The organism is Rhodococcus sp. AD45-ID (genome assembly GCF_003023755.1).
GTDB classification, from domain to species: domain Bacteria; phylum Actinomycetota; class Actinomycetes; order Mycobacteriales; family Mycobacteriaceae; genus Rhodococcus_F; species Rhodococcus_F globerula.
Window position 1 is genome coordinate 1,151,290 of sequence record NZ_PYHL01000002.1, and the last position, 17,014, is coordinate 1,168,303.

Annotated in this window: 13 protein-coding genes; 7 read left to right on the plus strand and 6 right to left on the minus strand. The window is 60.8% G+C overall.

Annotated features, from left to right (window positions below; genetic code table 11):
- Position 1: 1 nt before the first annotated feature.
- The 5 genes from narJ to C7T36_RS21660 all read right to left on the minus strand — a co-directional run bounded on the left by narJ (position 2) and on the right by C7T36_RS21660 (position 7,266).
- A complete protein-coding gene (narJ, locus tag C7T36_RS21640) occupies positions 2–655 on the minus strand; it encodes a nitrate reductase molybdenum cofactor assembly chaperone (RefSeq protein WP_045067593.1) in 654 nt (217 codons plus the stop codon).
- Entirely contained in the window at positions 652–2,310 is a 1,659-nt protein-coding gene (gene narH, locus C7T36_RS21645) for a nitrate reductase subunit beta (RefSeq protein ID WP_045067596.1), read from the minus strand. The genes narJ and narH overlap by 4 nt, the downstream gene beginning before the upstream one ends.
- Entirely contained in the window at positions 2,310–5,987 is a 3,678-nt protein-coding gene (locus tag C7T36_RS21650; RefSeq protein WP_045067597.1) for a nitrate reductase subunit alpha, read from the minus strand. The genes narH and C7T36_RS21650 overlap by 1 nt, the downstream gene beginning before the upstream one ends.
- Positions 5,988–6,113: 126 nt before the next feature.
- A complete protein-coding gene (locus tag C7T36_RS21655) occupies positions 6,114–6,512 on the minus strand; it encodes a low affinity iron permease family protein (RefSeq protein WP_033236203.1) in 399 nt (132 codons plus the stop codon).
- A gap of 40 nt (positions 6,513–6,552) precedes the next feature.
- Positions 6,553–7,266 (minus strand): GntR family transcriptional regulator, encoded by a 714-nt coding sequence (locus tag C7T36_RS21660; RefSeq protein ID WP_172935451.1) that lies wholly within the window; start codon positions 7,264–7,266, stop codon positions 6,553–6,555.
- Positions 7,267–7,375: 109 nt separating this feature from the next.
- Here C7T36_RS21660 and C7T36_RS21665 point away from each other — a divergent pair, with 109 nt between their 5' ends.
- The 5 genes from C7T36_RS21665 to C7T36_RS21685 all read left to right on the plus strand — a co-directional run bounded on the left by C7T36_RS21665 (position 7,376) and on the right by C7T36_RS21685 (position 12,565).
- Positions 7,376–8,095 (plus strand): phosphonatase-like hydrolase, encoded by a 720-nt coding sequence (locus C7T36_RS21665; protein ID WP_045067598.1) that lies wholly within the window; start codon positions 7,376–7,378, stop codon positions 8,093–8,095.
- Between the two features lie 84 nt (positions 8,096–8,179).
- Positions 8,180–9,148, plus strand: coding sequence for a phosphate/phosphite/phosphonate ABC transporter substrate-binding protein (locus tag C7T36_RS21670; RefSeq protein WP_045067599.1), 969 nt, complete (start codon positions 8,180–8,182; stop codon positions 9,146–9,148).
- Positions 9,149–9,150: 2 nt separating this feature from the next.
- A complete protein-coding gene (gene phnC, locus C7T36_RS21675) occupies positions 9,151–9,948 on the plus strand; it encodes a phosphonate ABC transporter ATP-binding protein (protein ID WP_045067600.1) in 798 nt (265 codons plus the stop codon).
- Positions 9,945–11,540 (plus strand): phosphonate ABC transporter, permease protein PhnE, encoded by a 1,596-nt coding sequence (gene phnE / locus C7T36_RS21680; protein WP_045067601.1) that lies wholly within the window; start codon positions 9,945–9,947, stop codon positions 11,538–11,540. The genes phnC and phnE overlap by 4 nt, the downstream gene beginning before the upstream one ends.
- Positions 11,516–12,565 carry a zinc-binding dehydrogenase gene (locus tag C7T36_RS21685; RefSeq protein WP_045067602.1) on the plus strand — a complete coding sequence of 350 codons (1,050 nt, stop codon included), beginning with the start codon at positions 11,516–11,518 and terminating at the stop codon, positions 12,563–12,565. Before phnE ends, C7T36_RS21685 begins: the two co-directional genes overlap by 25 nt.
- 131 nt (positions 12,566–12,696) lie before the next feature.
- On the opposite strand, the gene C7T36_RS21690 is transcribed toward C7T36_RS21685, so the two are convergent.
- Positions 12,697–13,878, minus strand: a complete 1,182-nt coding sequence (locus C7T36_RS21690; protein WP_045068019.1) for a serine hydrolase domain-containing protein — start codon at positions 13,876–13,878, stop codon at positions 12,697–12,699.
- Between the two features lie 1,034 nt (positions 13,879–14,912).
- Between C7T36_RS21690 and C7T36_RS21700 the strand changes: the two genes are divergently transcribed.
- Positions 14,913–16,016 carry a 3-oxoacyl-ACP synthase III family protein gene (locus tag C7T36_RS21700; RefSeq protein WP_045067604.1) on the plus strand — a complete coding sequence of 368 codons (1,104 nt, stop codon included), beginning with the start codon at positions 14,913–14,915 and terminating at the stop codon, positions 16,014–16,016.
- A complete protein-coding gene (locus C7T36_RS21705; RefSeq protein WP_084702780.1) occupies positions 16,000–16,962 on the plus strand; it encodes a 3-oxoacyl-[acyl-carrier-protein] synthase III C-terminal domain-containing protein in 963 nt (320 codons plus the stop codon). The genes C7T36_RS21700 and C7T36_RS21705 overlap by 17 nt, the downstream gene beginning before the upstream one ends.
- The last annotated feature ends 52 nt before the right edge of the window (positions 16,963–17,014 follow it).

The following is a 17,014-nucleotide window of genomic DNA, read 5'->3' on the forward strand; positions in this document are numbered from 1 at the left end:
CTCACGTCACTCCTTCGCGGCGGGGTGGGACGGTCAGGGTGAAGAGTGGGAGTCCGACAGATTCGGCGGGTGGCCCCGAGGCGGCGAGCTGCTGGGCGCGACGCATGTCGTTGTCGGAAGCTGGGGGCAGTGTGTTGCACACTGCCCTGAGAACTGGAGCGTACGGCGAGTCCACGTCGGTCAGTGACGATCGGATCATGTCCAATGGGACGCGATGCGCCGAAAGCAGCTTCGCGCCGGTATCCGGGTCGACGAGAGCAGCGAATTCGAGGACGACAGTCAGGTGGTCTGCCGACTCGCTTTTCGGCGGATCAACTCCGGCCGCGCGATAGGCGTCGGCGATGGCGAGGATTTCACGCCCGCGATTGCGGGTGTCACCTGCCGTCCAGTACGTGAGGTACAGCGTGCTGCGCCGTTTCAGATCGAATGTCTCGACGTACTGCGCCGCCGCTGTGAATTCCTCGCTGTCGCGAAGAAAGCGGTGAGTGAGAGTGAGTTGCTCTCGGGGAGCTGACGGGAGATGCCCGAGAATGTCCCCGACAACCGCGAGCCTTTCGCCTTGTCCACTGTCGGGGTACGCCAACAACAAACCGGCAGCGTGCCACACCAAGCGGTCCTGCCCGGCGCTGCGCCGACGTCGGCCGAAGCTGATCATTGGTTCTCGCCTCGATCAGGAAAGAGTCCGCTCGGCGAACCTTTGCCATCCCAGTTCAGAAGGTTGACCCGGGACGGGTTGGTCGAGTTGGCGGACATTTCGCCAGTGGTTTGACGCTCGCGTAGCGCGTGAAAAGTCTCGACTGCCACCGGGACCGGACCGCCACTGGCTTCGCCGAACGGGCCGGACTCGTGCATGCCGGGTCCGCCGTCGAAATCGAGCGAACACTCGGTGGCGCTCTCTTCGAGTTTGTGCCCGTCGACGGCGTAGGCGGTGGGAATGATGTACCGCTCGTCGTACTTCGCCAAGGCAAGGAGGCGATACATCTCGTACATGCTTTCCTCGGTCATTCCCACGGCCTCGGGTATATGCGGCTGCGGTTCGCGTCCTAGGTTGATGTCGCGCATGTACGACCGCATAGCAGCCAGCCGTCGCAGAACTCCGTCGATCACATCGGTGTCGCCCGCGGAGAAAAGGCCGGCGAGATATTCGATCGGAATGCGCAACGAGTCGAGAGCCCCGAAAAGATTTCCGACGTCTTCACCGTCATGACCGTCGCGGCTCACGGCGTCGACGACGGGGGACAGCGGTGGGACGTACCAGACCATCGGCATGGTGCGGAACTCCGGATGAAGCGGCAGCGCGACGCGATAGTCCTTGATCAGTGCGTGGATGGGAGATTTCTGTGCTGCTTCGATCCATTCGTCCGAGATGCCCTCTGCGCGAGCACCTTCGACGACCTCGGGATCATTCGGATCAAGTAGCACGTCGAGTTGCGCCTCGTACAGGTCTTTGTCATCCGGAACTGTCGCGGCTGCGAGAACCTTGTCCACGTCGTAGAAGATGAGGCCGATGTATCGCAGACGGCCGACGCAGGTCTCCGCGCACACCGTCGGCAAGCCCACTTCGACGCGGGGATAACAGAACGTGCATTTCTCGGCTTTACCGGTCTTGTGGTTGAAATACACCTTCTTGTACGGGCATCCGGACACGCACATGCGCCAGCCGCGGCACTTGTCCTGGTCGACGAGCACGATCCCGTCCTCGGACCGCTTGTACATCGCACCCGACGGGCAGGACGCAACACACGACGGATTGAGGCAGTGCTCGCAGATACGCGGCAGGTAGAACATGAACGTGTCTTCGAGTTGGAGTTTGACCTCCGCGCTGATCTTTTTCAGAATCGGGTCGTCGGGAACGATTTCGGGTGAGCCGGCCAGGTCGTCGTCCCAGTTGGCGGACCATTCCACCTTCATGGGTTCACCGCTGATGAGGCTTCGCGGCGCGGCTACCGGCATATGCTCCCCGAGGGGAGCCTGGGTGAGATTCTCGTAGTCGTAGGTCCAGGGTTCGTAGTAGTCCTGAATGGACGGCATCTTCGGATTCGCGAAGATGCGCGAGAGCTTCTTCAATCGGCCACCGTCACGCAGTCGAAGTCGGCCGTTCTTGTCGCGAACCCACCCGCCGTTCCACTTCTCCTGGTCCTCGTACGTGCGCGGATAACCCTGGCCCGGACGGGTTTCCACATTGTTGAACCACACGTACTCGGTACCTGATCGGTTGGTCCACGCCTGCTTACACGTCACGGAACAGGTGTGACAGCCGATGCACTTGTCGAGATTCATCACCATCGCCAGTTGCGCCATGACTCGCATCAGTACGTCACCTCCTGCGAGCGACGACGCACCACGGTTACTTCGTCGCGTTGGTTTCCGGTGGGCCCGAGATAGTTGAAGGCAAATGACGTTTGGGCATAGCCGCCGGCAAGGTGGGAAGGTTTGATCAACAGTCTGGTCAACGAATTATGGATGCCGCCACGCTTTCCCGTTGTCTCCGTGAGCGGCACGTCGATGGTGCGTTCCTGGGCGTGATAAACGAAGACCACGCCGTCCGGCATTCGATGCGACACGATCGCCCTGCACACGACGACACCGTTACGGTTGACGGCTTCGACCCAATCGTTGTCCGATACCTCGATTTTGGCGGCGTCGCCGGGGCTCATCCACATCGTCGGCCCGCCCCTCGAGAGGGAGAGCATGAACAGGTTGTCCTGGTACTCGGAGTGGATCGACCATTTCGAATGAGGCGTCAGATAGCGGACGCTGAGACCGATTCCGCCGTTGCGATCTCCGAGAGCAGGTTCGCCGAACAGGCTTGCCATGTCGAGTGGTGGGCGGTAGATCGGTAGTTGTTCGCCCAGTTCCTCGATCCAGTCGTGATCGAGGTAGAAGTGCATTCGACCGGTGAGCGTGTGGAAGGGTTTGAGCTCCTCGATGTTGACGGTGAACGGCGCGTAGCGTCGGCCACCGGTTTCGCTGCCTGACCATTCCGGACTGGTGATCACCGGGACAGGTCGAGCCTGTGTGTCCGCGAAGGTGATTCGGCGTTCCTCACTGCCCGACGCCAAATGTGTCAGTGGTCTTCCGGTTCGTTTCTCCAGTTCGGCGAACCCTTGTACTGCGAGCCTGCCGTTCGAAGTTCCGGACAGCGCGAGGATTGCCTCAGCCATCTTTTCGGCAGTATCGAGTGCCGGTCTACCTGCGGCAGCACCCGAATCGAAGACCCCGTGTTTGGCGGCGAGTTCTTCCACCTCACGCTTCGGATGTGTCGTGACGCCCTTGGTGGTGAGGCCGGCCTTCTCGACCAGCGGGCCCAGTGCAGCCCACTGCTCCGCGACGGCGGGATAGTCGCGTTCGACGACGACGAGGGGACCCATCGTCTTGCCCGGGACGGGTGTCTTTCCTTGCGAGTGCCAATCTTGTTCTCTACCCGAGGCGTAGGCCATAGCGCCGGGTGTGTCGTGTTGCAGTGTTCCCATCACGACGTCCCGGCGTTTTCCGAGATGCTTTTCCGCCAGCACGCTGAATGCCTTGGCAACCGCGCCGAAAGCGTCGAAATCCGAGCGGGTTTCCCACGGCGGGTCGATAGCGGGGGAGAATGCATGAAGGAACGGATGCATGTCCGTGCTCGACAGGTCGTGTTTCTCGTACCACGTTGCCGCAGGCAGCACCACGTCGGAAAGCAAAGTTGTGGACGTCATCCGAAAGTCGATCGACATCAACAGATCGAGTTTCCCCTCGGGGATGTCGTCGGTCCACGTTATGTCATTGGGGCGCAGGTTCTCCGGCGTCGGCTCGGCCTGCAGGTTCGAATCCGTGCCGAGTAGGTGGCGAAGGAAGTATTCGTTTCCCTTGCTCGACGACCCGAGAAGATTTGCGCGCCATACGCTCAGCACTCGCGGCCAGTTCTGGGGATTGTCGGGATCGGTGACAGCGAGTTTGAGTGCACCCGAAGATAATTGGTTAGCAACGTGCTCGGCGACGTCACATTCGTGTGCATCTGCCTCGTCAGCCAGATCGAGGCTCGATCGATCGAACTGGGGATAGAAAGGTGTCCATCCCATCGACACGGCCGATGTCATCACGTCCATCGTGTGTCGGCCACTGAAATTACCTCGGCCAACGGGGCTGGAGAGTGCATCAGCTTGGTAACCGTCGTAGCGCCACTGGTCGGTGTGGACATACCAGTAGGAAGTCCCGGCCATCTGACGCGGCGGACGGAGCCAATCCGTCCCCATTGCCACTGTCGCCCAACCTGTGACGGGTCTGCATTTTTCCTGGCCGACGTAGTGCGCCCACCCGCCGCCGTTGCGTCCCATCGACCCGGTGAGCAGCAGGAGGCTGAGAACTGCTCGATAGGTGGCATCGCCGTGGAACCACTGACAAATACCCGCACCCATGATGATCATCGATCGGCCACCCGATTCGACTGCGTTGGTGGCAAATTCACGCGCTATGCGAATCACTTGCGCGGCGCTGACGCCGGTTATCGATTCCTGCCACGCGGGGGTGTATGGCTCAGCCGGGTCGTCGAAGCCGGACGGCCACTGCCCCGGCATTCCGTCGCGCTGCACCCCGTACTGGGCGAGCATCAGATCGAAGACAGTGCACACCAGTCGATCACCCACACGGCGCACCGGTACACCCCGGACCATGGTTTCGCCGTGACCATCCGGTGTGTCGAAGCGCGGAAGATGTATTTCTGCAGTTTCACCCCAATCGGTGTCGACGCTCAGAGCAGGAACGATGTCGCCGAGGTCGAGATTCCACTTTCCGACACCTTCGTCGCCGAAGCGGAAACCGAGAGAGCCGTTCGGTATAACCACCTCATCTGTGGTGCGGTCGAGCACAACCGGCTTGAACGCGGCATTTTCACTGGTCTCACCCAGATCGGCGGCGGTCAGGTTCTTGCCGGCGACAAGTCGGCCGTCGCGTTCCTCGATCGTGACGAGGAACGGAAGGTCGGTGAATTGCCGCACGTAGTCGTCGAAGAACGGCTCACGCTGCTTCACGAAGAACTCCGACAGGACGACATGGCCCATCGCCATCGCCATGGCTCCGTCGGTGCCGGCGGCGCACGGCATCCACTCGTCGGCGAACTTGGTGTTGTCCGCGTAATCGGGGCTGATAGCGACAACCTTGGTTCCGCGGTACCGAACCTCGGCCATCCAATGAGCGTCTGGGGTGCGGGTGACCGGGACGTTGGATCCCCACATCAACAGATACGACGCGTCCCACCAATCCCCGGACTCGGGCACGTCTGTCTGGTCACCGAACACTTGAGGTGACGCCACCGGGAGGTCCGCATACCAGTCGTAGAAGGACGTCATGACGCCGCCGATGAGTTCGATGAACCTCGATCCCGCCGCGAACGACACCATCGACATCGCCGGAATGGGGGAGAACCCCGCAACGCGGTCGGGCCCGTACTTCTTGATGGTGTGCACGTGTGCCGCGGCGATCATCTCGGTGGCCTCGCCCCACGTGACCCGGACCAGGCCACCTTTTCCCCTGGCCTGCTGGTACTTTCGCCGACGTTCCGGATCGGCTTGAATGTCGGCCCACGCATCTACGGGATCACCGAGTCGGGCGAGTGCCTCGCGGTACATTTCGACGAGAACACCACGTGCGTAGGGGTAGCGGACCCTCGTGGGCGAGTACGTGTACCAGGAGAACGCGGCACCGCGTGGGCAGCCGCGCGGTTCGTACTCGGGGCGGTCCGGCCCTACTGTCGGATAGTCGGTCTCCTGCGTTTCCCAGGTGATGATGCCGTCTTTGACATAAATCTTCCAAGAACACGACCCGGTGCAGTTGACCCCGTGCGTAGAGCGCACCACTTTGTCGTGGCTCCAACGATCGCGGTAGAAGATATCGCCTTCGCGGCCGCCCGTGCGGTTCACGGTGCGAAGGTCGTCCGAGAATTTCCCAGGAGTGAAGAAGCGCCCGCCGCGGAGCAGGATGTCCTCGGCGCTGCTACCGATGTGTTCGACCACTGTGCACTTCCTTCACGTCTTCTCCATTGCCACAGCGATGGAAAATCTGACGAACGAGCATGCACGTCCATAGAACCGCAAATTCGGACTCGTCGCGACGGTTCGGGCGAAATGGACAGTCACATTTCAGTGGCGTTCTTCGAGTCCAACAGCTTCCCGGAGTCGTTTGGCGGCAGTTCGGAGCTCGGGATCATCGAATGCGGATGAATCCAGCATTGCTGCCAGTGCCTCGGCGATGACGTTGAGCTTTTCTTGCGACGCTTCGCTCGCGCGGCGGCCGGCATTCTCGAGCAGCACTACCAACAGCAGTGTGAAAACACTCGCGACTGTATGAATGGCAACCTGCCAGGTCTTGAGATCCGTCCACCACGGCAAGCTGATAAACCAGGCCACCACGATGGCGACACACAGGAAGAAGAACGGTGCCTGACTGACTCGCAACTCTGCATGTTCGACGAACACGTCAAACCGCGAGCGGCGGTTACCGCCACTGCGGGTTTGAGCAGCGTCGCTGCTTCGCTCCATGACCAGAACTTTAGTCGGCGACGATTGATCGCGCGTGTGTTTACGCGTGCATGACTGCAGTGAAGGTCATGCGGTCACCGCGGTAGAGGGATCGTCTCTGTTCGATTGGAACACCGTCGATGTCGTAGGACACTCGGTTGAGGAGGAACATCGGGGTCCGCGGGTCGACGTTGAGCAGTGATACTTCTCGGGCGTCGGGCAGTACGGTCTCAATGCTGTCGACGACGCGATCGAATTGTATTCCGCGTGTGCTTAGTTCGGCGTAGAGAGAATCTCTGTAGTCGAAGGTCTCCATGAGGCCGGGGATTCTGTGGGCGGCGATGCGGGTTGTTTCCAGTCCGACTCGGACGTTGTCGGTCGTGAACACTCGCTCGAGTTGTACGACCGCGTCACCCGTTTCAATGTGCAGGAGATCCGCGAGATTGTCGTCAGCGCCGTCGACGGACCATCCGACCAGAATTCGGGTAGCGGTCATGCCCTTGTTGCGCGCGGCTTCGGTGTAGGAGCCGATAGCTAGTGGCAGAACGACTTTAGGGTCTGCGACAACGGTTGTTCGACCGCGCCGCTCGATGCGGCCGGCAACGAGCAATTCCCGCATCGCTTGACGCAGGGTTTCCCGAGACACGTCGTATCTCTCGGCGAGATCTCGTTCGGAGGGAAATGAGTCTCCTGGTGACAGGTCGTCGAGAAGTGCGTCGAGATTCTTGCGCACGATCTGATGCTTGAGCATCCGAGGTTCTGCGTCGACCACCATGCGTCAGACACTACCATTTCTTGGTCTAGACCAAGATGTCACTGTTAGTTCATTGTCAGTTCACGCAACGGATTCGCCTTGGTCTATACCAACATGCATCGTATGGGTCATGACGAATTCGACCGCGACACAAGCGCTTAGCGAAACTGCCCTAGTTGGACCTGCCATTGAACTGGTTGTGATGGACATGGCCGGCACCACCGTCGCCGACGATGGTCTCGTCATCGACGCCTTTGATGCCGCGGCCACTGCGGTGGGTCTCGCCGAGTCCGGCGAAGACCGCGACGACGCTCGCCGCTACGTCCTCGAAACGATGGGCCAGTCCAAAATCGAAGTCTTTCGAGCACTCTTCGGCGCAGAAGACCGCGCCCAAGCCGCCAATCACGCTTTCGAAGCGGCGTACGACGCGCGCATCGACGGCGGCGTGACCTCGGTACCGGGTGCCGCAGACGCCATCACACAACTCCGGGAGGCCGGCGTTGCAGTGGTGTTGACGACCGGCTTTTCGCCGGCCACGCAGCATCGAATTCTGGACGCTTTGGAGTGGCGCACTGTCGCTGATGCTTATCTGGCGCCGGGGGATTCGTTCCGAGGGCGTCCGCATCCGGATCTCGTGCTTGCTGCTGCACTGCAGTGCAGAGTCAGTGACATGGCGGCTGTCGCCGTGGTCGGTGACACCGCGAGCGATATCCGATCGGGTCGACGCGCAGGTGCGTCCGTCGTCGCCGGCGTCCGCACCGGCGCCCACCGGAGTGAGGTTCTGATCGATGCCGGCGCGACCCACATCCTCGACAGCATCACCGATCTCCCGAGCCTCGTACTTCGCTGAATTCGCTAGCCCTGAGTTCGCTCAGCCCTGAACTCGACTGATGCCTTATCTTCCCTGCCTTCACTCGACCGAACGGACCACGACATGAGTACCCGCACTCTTCGCCGCGCCAGCATTGCTGCGGCCCTTCTTTCCACCGCCGCACTTGTCGCTGCCGGTTGTTCCAGCTCAGGTGCTGAAACCACAACTGAACAGGGATTCCCGAAAACCCTGACACTGGCCGCAATTCCGGCTGAAAACTCCACCGACCTCAAATCCAGTTACGACCCGGTGATCGAACGACTGGAACGCGAGACCGGGGCGAAAGTCGAATTCGTCCAGGCATCCGATTACGCGGGCGTGGTCGAAGGTCTCATCGCCGGCAACGTCGACCTCGCGTTCTTCGGTCCCTTCGCCTATGTTGTCGCCGGTATCAACGGTGCACAGATGACACCCCTCGGGGCCGTCGTGAAGAACGAAGGAACTCCTCCCGGATACCAGTCCTACGCAATCACCCGCTCGGACAACCAGTCCGTCAACGGTCTCACCGACTATGCAGGCAAAAAGGTCTGCTTCGTCGATCCCAGTTCGACATCCGGATTTCTGTATCCCACTGCCGGACTCATCGAAGAAGGCGTGATCGCCTCCGGTTCGGAGGCAGACATCTCCGCCGCGGTCACACCCATCTACGCAGGCGGACATGACGCGTCGGCGCTCGCAGTCAAGAGCGGTGACTGCGACGCCGGTTTTGCATTCGACACGATGGTCGACAAGACCATGATCGACAACGGTGAGCTGAAGCCAGGTGAGCTCAAGACTGTCTGGAAGTCGGAGATGATCGCAGGATCGTTGTTCGCTGCCAACGACGAACTCGGTGCCGACGCGATCGCGAAGCTGAAGGCTGTATTCAGCGAAGGCATGAACGCCAAGGCCTTCCAGGCTGACGGCATCTGCTCCGACGAATGCCGCATCACCGACGAGCGCGCCTGGGGCGTCGTACCGGCACAGGACAGCGATTACGACGGCGTCCGCCACGTGTGCGAGGTCACCGGTTCGCAGAAGTGCCAAGGCTGATCATGCCCACACCCCCGAACGACATAGTCATCAGCGCACGCGACGTCACGAAGACCTTCGGTTCCACCACCGCACTCCAGAACGTCAACCTCGACGTGCACCGCAGTGAAATGCTCGTGCTGCTCGGTCTTTCGGGCTCCGGCAAGTCCACGCTGCTGCGCTGCATCAACGGACTCCATCCGATCACCTCTGGCAGCGTTACCGCGCTGGGCACCCGCATCGACTCAGCTCCGGCGCGTGACGTGCGGGAACTGCGCAAGAACATCGGATTCATCTTCCAGCATTTCAATCTCGTCGGACGCCTCAGCTGTCTCGAGAATGTTCTCGTCGGAGGTCTCGGACGACTGCGCATCCCGCGCTACGGGACGCTGACGTATCCGAAGTCGATGCGCATCGAGGCTCTCAACTGCCTCGACCGGGTTGGACTCGCAGATCTGGCCGAGCGCCGCGCCGATACCCTCTCCGGCGGACAGCAACAGCGCGTGGCTATCGCGCGCACCCTGATGCAGCGGCCGAGCATCGTGCTCGCCGACGAACCGGTGGCCTCGCTCGACCCGGAGAACGCCGGTGTTGTCATGGATCTGCTGCAGCGGGTGTGCACCGAGGAACAGCTGACCGTCGTGTGCACGCTCCATCAGGTCGACCTCGCGCTGGGCTGGGCACACCGGCTCGTCGGCCTTCGCGATGGAGAAGTAGTTCTCGATCGTCCGGCGAGCGGGCTGTTACGCGAGGATGTCATGCCGATCTATCAACGCCTCGCACCCGAGCGTGACGCGCTGTCGGTTGTGAGATCGACGTGACCACCACGCTCGGTCAACCACCACCGAAAACTGATTCCCCGCAGACAGTTACGCGAAATAGACGTTGGCTACTACCCGCGTTGAGTGTGGCTGCAGTGGTTGCGACGCTTCTGTCGGCGCAGTACATCAACTTTGCACCCGCGACACTGATCGACGGCCTCGAAGATGTTCAGCGCCTACTCGGACGCATGCTCCCGCCCCGCGTGGACGACACCGGGCGTATCGTCTCGCTCGCCTTCGACACGCTGCTGATGGCCGTGCTTGGTACTGTCCTGGCCGCGATCGCTTCCATTCCCTTGGCTTTCCTCGCTGCGCGCAATACGACTCCGCATCCGTGGGTGTACAGCGTCGCGCGGGCCGTCATCACGTTCTGTCGGGCCATGCCCGACCTACTGTTCGCAGTGCTGTTCGTCCGAGCACTGGGCATCGGTGTCCTCCCCGGGATTCTTGCGCTGGCGCTGCATTCGATCGGCATGCTCGGCAAGTTGTTTGCCGATGCCATCGAGCAAACCGACAGCGGACCGCGGGAAGCGATCCGAGCCACCGGCGCCGGATACCTGCGTGAAATGATCAATGCTGTTGTACCCCAGGTTGTTCCCGCTTGGATCGGCGCGTTCGTCTACCGCATCGACATCAACCTGCGCATGTCGGTGGTTCTCGGATTTGTCGGTGCCGGCGGAATCGGGTTTGCGCTACAAGATGCGTTGCGCGGACTGATCTACCCGCGCGCCCTGGGGATTGTGCTCGTCATTCTGGCCATCATCGCCGCGATGGAATTGGTTGCGATCGCTGTACGGCGCACGCTGCTAGTCCCGTCGATCGGTGGACCCCGACGTGATCGAGCGATGCGTATGGGTGCATCGACGCTGTTAATTGCCTCCTGCATCGCCTCGTTTGTCGTACTCGACATCGACCCCCGAGCGCTGTTGACGTGGGTTGGGCCTTCCGTGGAGGTCTTCGGGCGCATGGTGCCGCCCGATTTCTCCTCGCTCGGTGCCGAACTGCTCGACGCCACCGTCCAGACTGTCGCAATCGGCGTCGTATCCACGGCTATCGGCGTCGGACTTTCGATCCCGGTCGGAATCCTGGCTGCTGCCAATGCGACGCCGCATCCTGTGCTTTATTGGCTCGCGAGGGCGTGGATCGTCGTGGTGCGTGCCGTACCAGAACTCATTCTCGCCGTCGTATTCGTTGCAGCTGTCGGGCTTGGCCCGGTGGCGGGTACGTGCGCCCTGGCGATCGGCTCGGTGGGATTTCTGGGCAAACTTGTTGCCGACGCTGTCGAGGAGATCGACCCGGGGCCGCTCGACGCAGTGACCTCGGTGGGTGGCGGTTGGTGGAACCGAATCTTCAGTGCTGTTCTGCCACAATCTATTCCTTCGATTGTCGGATCCAGTCTGTATCTACTCGACGTCAACATCCGCACGTCGACCGTCTTGGGCATCGTTGGCGCCGGCGGCGTGGGATTCCTGCTGTTCGAGTCGATTCGCACTCTGAACTTCCAGATCGCCGGTGCGATCGTCATCGTCATTTTTGTCATCGTCTACATCGTGGAAAGGATTTCCGGATGGATCAGATCACTCCTCGTTTGACGCGGGCAGCCGTATGGACACGCGATGGCGTCGACATCCGGGAACTGGAGATTCCCGAACTGGGTCCGGGGGAGGTCCTCGTTCGTGTCAGCCTCGCCACGGTATGTGGCAGCGACCTGCACACTGTGTCCGGACGCCGCGACGCGCCGTGTCCGTCGATCCTCGGGCACGAAGCCGTCGGGCGAGTAGTCGCCATCGGTCGTGGCGTAAACCCTGAGGTTGTGGGGGAGTGCGTGCGCCCACTCGCTGTCGGTGACCGAGTCGTGTGGTCGGTGACGGTCCCGTGCCATCGCTGCCCACGCTGCGCCAAGGGTTTCACCGCCAAATGCGTGAACGTGCGCAAAGTTGGGCACGAATCAGCGCTAGGGCCATGGACATTGAGTGGGTCGTACGCCGCACATATCGTTCTGCCGAGCGGGACCGCGATCTCGCTGGTTCCCGATTCATTGCCCGACGCGGTGGCCGCACCGGCAGCGTGTGCAACCGCGACCGTGATGGCAGCGCTCGAAGCGGCGGGGGATCTCACTGACAAACGAGTACTGATCTACGGGGCTGGGATGCTTGGTGTCACGGCTGCCGCTGCTGCAACGGAGGCCGGTGCCGTAGTGCAGATGGTCGAGCCGAATCCGTTGCGGCAAAGTCAATCTCATCAGTTCGGTGCCTCCGACGATGATGACCGATTACTTGCCGACATCGCAATTGACTTCTCCGGTGCCCCGGCTGCAGTGAACGCCGCCCTGCAACGCCTCGACCTCGGAGGTCGTCTTGTACTCGCCGGATCAGTCAGCCCGGGCCCTGCCGTTGCAGTGGACCCGGAGGATGTTGTTCGTCGGTGGCTGACCATCACTGGTGTGCACAATTACGAACCGCGGCATCTCGGTCAGGCAGTTGCGTTCCTCGCCGCAACGAGTGAGAAATATCCGTGGGCAACTCTCGTTGACGAACCTGTGCCGCTCGACGCAATGGAGGACGTTCTTCAGCCCCCATTGTCGCATGTCGTACTCAGATCATCGGTCGCCCCCTAGTAGGCCACAAGGTTCGTCTATCACGGAACCTTGTCGATGCAGGAGAGAAGGCTGCCGTCACCGTGTTCCGGAGCGTTCCATTCGGGAGAGGATGGTCGTAGGAACATGGAGTTGAATCGATCGGGTTCACATCACAAAGAGTGGGCGATCGCTTCCGCTTGGGCACCCAATCTGGCCAATCTCAGGTCAACGAACGGTGTGAGAGCGCCACCCATTCTGTTTGTGACGAAGGCTAGTGCCAGGCCGGTTTCCGGGTCGGCGAATGCGCCCGATCCGCCCAGTCCGTAGTGCCCGAAGGCATGTGGCGATTGATTGCGGTGGGCAACGAACGCCGAGTGATAGCCGAGTCGCCAGTTCATCCGGATTCCAAGGACGTAGTCACGTGCAATTGTCTGCACCTCACCGAGTTGTTCGAGGGTCTCTTCCCCTAGGAACCGGTTACCTCCCACGACACCTCGGTTCGCGAGTGCTGCGTACATGCGGGCGAGGGCGCGTGCACTGAAAACGCCGTTCCATCCGGGCATGACGTAATCGTGGATGGAAGGATTGTGGACCAGTTTGTCGAATCCCTCCGGCATACCTGCATCGGCGATATTTCGGAATGCCGGCATCCGTGCCAGCGTGGAGGAAGCGGTGTCCCATGGCATCTTGAAGGGGTTGATCTGGGGGAAGAGTTTCGCAATTCGATGGCGTTGATCCTCGGGTACCTGGAACCAGAACTCGTCGATTCCCAGGGGTTCCGCGATTTCGGTGCGGACAAGATCGGTGAACGATGTACCGGTTGCCCGGCTTGTAAGTTCTGCGACGAGGGAACCGAAGGTGACTGCGTGATATCCGGGCGTAGTGAGGCCTCGTCGGTCTGGTGTAGCCGACGCGAGAGCGCTGACAATGCTGTCGTGATCGAGCAGAGCCAACTGTCCCGGAACCAGGCCACGTACACGATGTAATCCGGCTTGGTGAGTCAACAGTTGCCGTACCGTGACGGCGTCCTTGCCAGCACTCGCGAACTCGGGCCAGTATTCGGCGACAGGTGTGTCGTATTCGATCATCCCGCGTTCTGCGACACGGTGCAGAACCGTACTCGCAACACCTTTTCCGGTGGAGAAGGACATGGATACTGTCTCTGGTTGCCAGCGCGTGTCACGGGTCGCCCACCCAGACCAGATGTCGACAACTGGCTCGCCGCCGAAGTAGACCGCAAGAGCGCCGCCACCGCTCGAGGGCCGCTCGAAGAGTCGGAAGAACTGCCCGGCCAGCTGACCGAAACGAGGATCGACGAGCATAACGCGTTGCCCGGAAAGCTCGGAACGCATCGGCACCGGGATCAGAGTCGGGCGGATGCTCTCGACCTCACGGGGACTTGTCATGATGTGTACTTCTCATTCGATCGGAGGTCGTTGGCTGCTACCTCGCTATGTGCAACACCGAATACAGCTGCGGGATTCCCTGTTAGCGCAGGGAGAACTGCGCGTGACCATGGCATCAGGCCTCCCAGGAGTTGCCGGAACGCACTTGACCCTGAGAATCCCGCCCCGGACATCCGGACAGGTAGGGCCGAAGAACTCTCATGGCAAGGACTTCCGGCATGTTGATCGAGAACTCGGGCCGCCTGTCAAGACGAGCAGAAAGACCCTGTGGGCCGATCGGGAAAGAGCGCACGATAGGAGAAGAGGCGTGGGGCGCTGCGAGACCGGGCGTGTTCATTGCCGAAGGGAGAATGCAGGAGGCCTCGCTGTGATGTATAACCACCATCTCAGTAGTTGGGGTTGGGATTACGCACTGATGTTCATAGGTATGGCGCTGTTTTGGAGTTTGTTGATCGTCGGAATCTTTCTGTTGATTCGTTATGTCGGACATGGATCCGCGGATCCTCCACCTGGATCCCTACCGCGCCACAGTGCGGAGACGATGCTTGCCGAGCGGTTCGCACGTGGAGAGATCGACGAAGACGAGTACAAGAACCGCCTGACCGTTCTCAGGACACAATCATCTCCCTGAGTGACTCCACAGGGCGTAACGAAAGGAGTGATCGCAGTGAACGCGATGCAGATGTGTCACACCTTCATGATGTGTCTTCACAGTTTGGGCGTACTTCCGCCCATGCACATGATGCCGATGATGTGACTAGTCAATTCATATGATTTGCAATGTAATTCGAGCAGTGCAATGAATTAGCCGAACGCTGGCACGTCCCGTCTCGTAGCGGATTGAGGTCGACGTTGCCGCTCAGCGCGGAAGCAGGCGAGAAGTCCAGGGTGGTCACCGCGCGAATACTGCTGAATGTCAACACGATGCGATGCCCAGTGGCAGAAAGTACGGCGCAAGACGAACCGAGGAATAGAGCGAAATGGTCAAGCACTGGCTGGTGACGGACGCTGAAGGCAATGACATCCGAGAGCCTTACCGGACGCGGATCGCGGGGGCAGGTCGGCACCTTCCCGTCACACGGCTCACGACCGACGAATTGATGACGACAACACGGCATTCGACCCATATCGATCTCGAACGTTTGACCGGGATTCACGAGCGCCGCGTCAGTGTGGGTGATGAGGATTCCTACACCCTTGCAACCGCGGCCGCACGGGATGCCTTGGAGAAGTCGGGCCGTTCGATTGAGTCGATAGACGTAGTGATCAGCTGCAGCATCACCAAGTTTCGTGATGGTCTCACTCAATGGATTGAACCCACGATGAGCGGTGTCGTCGCGCGGGCTCTCGGAGCGAACAAGACCATGACGTTCGATCTTTCAAATGCATGCGCAGGGATGCTCACCGGTGTCATGGTGGCCAACAACTGGATACGCCAGGGTGTCGTCGAGCGGGCTTTGATCGTGAGTGGTGAATATATTTCCCAACTCGGCCGCAATGCCGCGCAGCATATCCACAACATCATGAGTAAAGAGTTGGCCTCGTTGACATTGGGCGATGCGGGCGCAGCGCTTGTCCTCGAACGGGCGCCCGCCGGTGCCGCCGGGATCCGACTTGCCGGATTCACCACCGTGGCCGATTACAGCCGTTTATGTCTCGCTTACCCGAAGGGCGGTGCTCCGGGCGCTCGCATGTTTACCAATTCGCGCGCGATTCAGAAGGCAGCCATCGCCGACACCCCGCTGCTCCTACATGAGGTACTCGACTCACTCGAGCTGTCGATACACGACATCGACCATGTGATCACTCATCAGACTTCCGCGCGGGCAATCAAGAAGGGTATGGCTCAGATGGAGGCGTCGTTCGGAGACAGTCCGCGGCATGACGCGGTCATCACAGTCGACCGATACGGGAACACAGCGTCGACAACTCACACGGTGGCGTTGGTCGAGGAACTCGAGGCCGGCCGTATCCAGCCGGGAGAGACTGTCGCGTTGATCTCCTTGGCCTCTGGGTTGGAGATCGGGGTAGTTCTAGTGGAAATCGACGGAGAACTGGTGGCGCGCTATGGGAACGATCATTGAGCAGTTGTCCCTCACCCGGGGTGGATGGCGGAGTCGGCACAGTGCACTTCACCTCGCGTCAGCGGCGGCGCGGTCCTGCCTCAACAAGGCCGGATGTCGCCCCGACGACCTCGATCTCCTCCTGAACGCAGGTCTGTATCGCGACCGAAATCTCGGTGAACCGGCCCTTGCCGCTCTCATTCAAGACGACATCGGCGCCCATCCAGAGGATCCGCACACCGGCGACCATGGAACGTTCTCCTTCGATGTCGCGAACGGTACCTGTGGCGTGTTGACCGCGCTGCAGATTGTTGACGGATTTCTTCGTTCCCGTGTGATCGAACGCGCACTCATCGTCGCCAGTGATGCCGACCCGGGGCACGGGCTCAGCGAGAGGTTTCCCTTCTCGGCAGTGGGGGGAGCGGCGTTGTGCTGCTGGACCGATGATCACTATGGGCTCGGCCAGGTGCATTGGGTGAATCGTATCGATGGAGGGGACTCGTTCCGGGCGACGGTTGGTCAGAACGACAACCGGAATGTGTTGCGTTTCCATGAGTCAAGTTCGCTCGACGAGGACTACGCTGCGGCGGGTTACGAAGCAGTCGCCACATGTCTGCAGGAGGCGAAACTGGAACTGGCAGAGGTCGATTCCGTCGTGGCCGCGCCCGCCCGCCCTGGGTTTCGGGCCGCACTGGCAGCAAAGCTGGGAATGCCGGAGTCGCGCGTCACCGTGGCTGACGACGAGCACATGCACACCGCTGCACTGATCGCAGCTTTGGAGAGGGAAGAACGCGGACGTTCGACACGTGCACGCACAGTGCTCGTCGCAGTGGGAGCGGGTGTGACCGCAGGCGCCGCCCTGTACGACGGCCCGCCGATACCTGAGGAGAAGATGGCGAGGCGACTATGGCGTCACGGAAGAATCATCGTTAAGGACCAGCGATCCGGCGTCGAGACCGCTCCCTGACACGTTCCGCAGTCGCCGCACAGCAAACGTGGAGCAATCGCTGGAGTAGTCG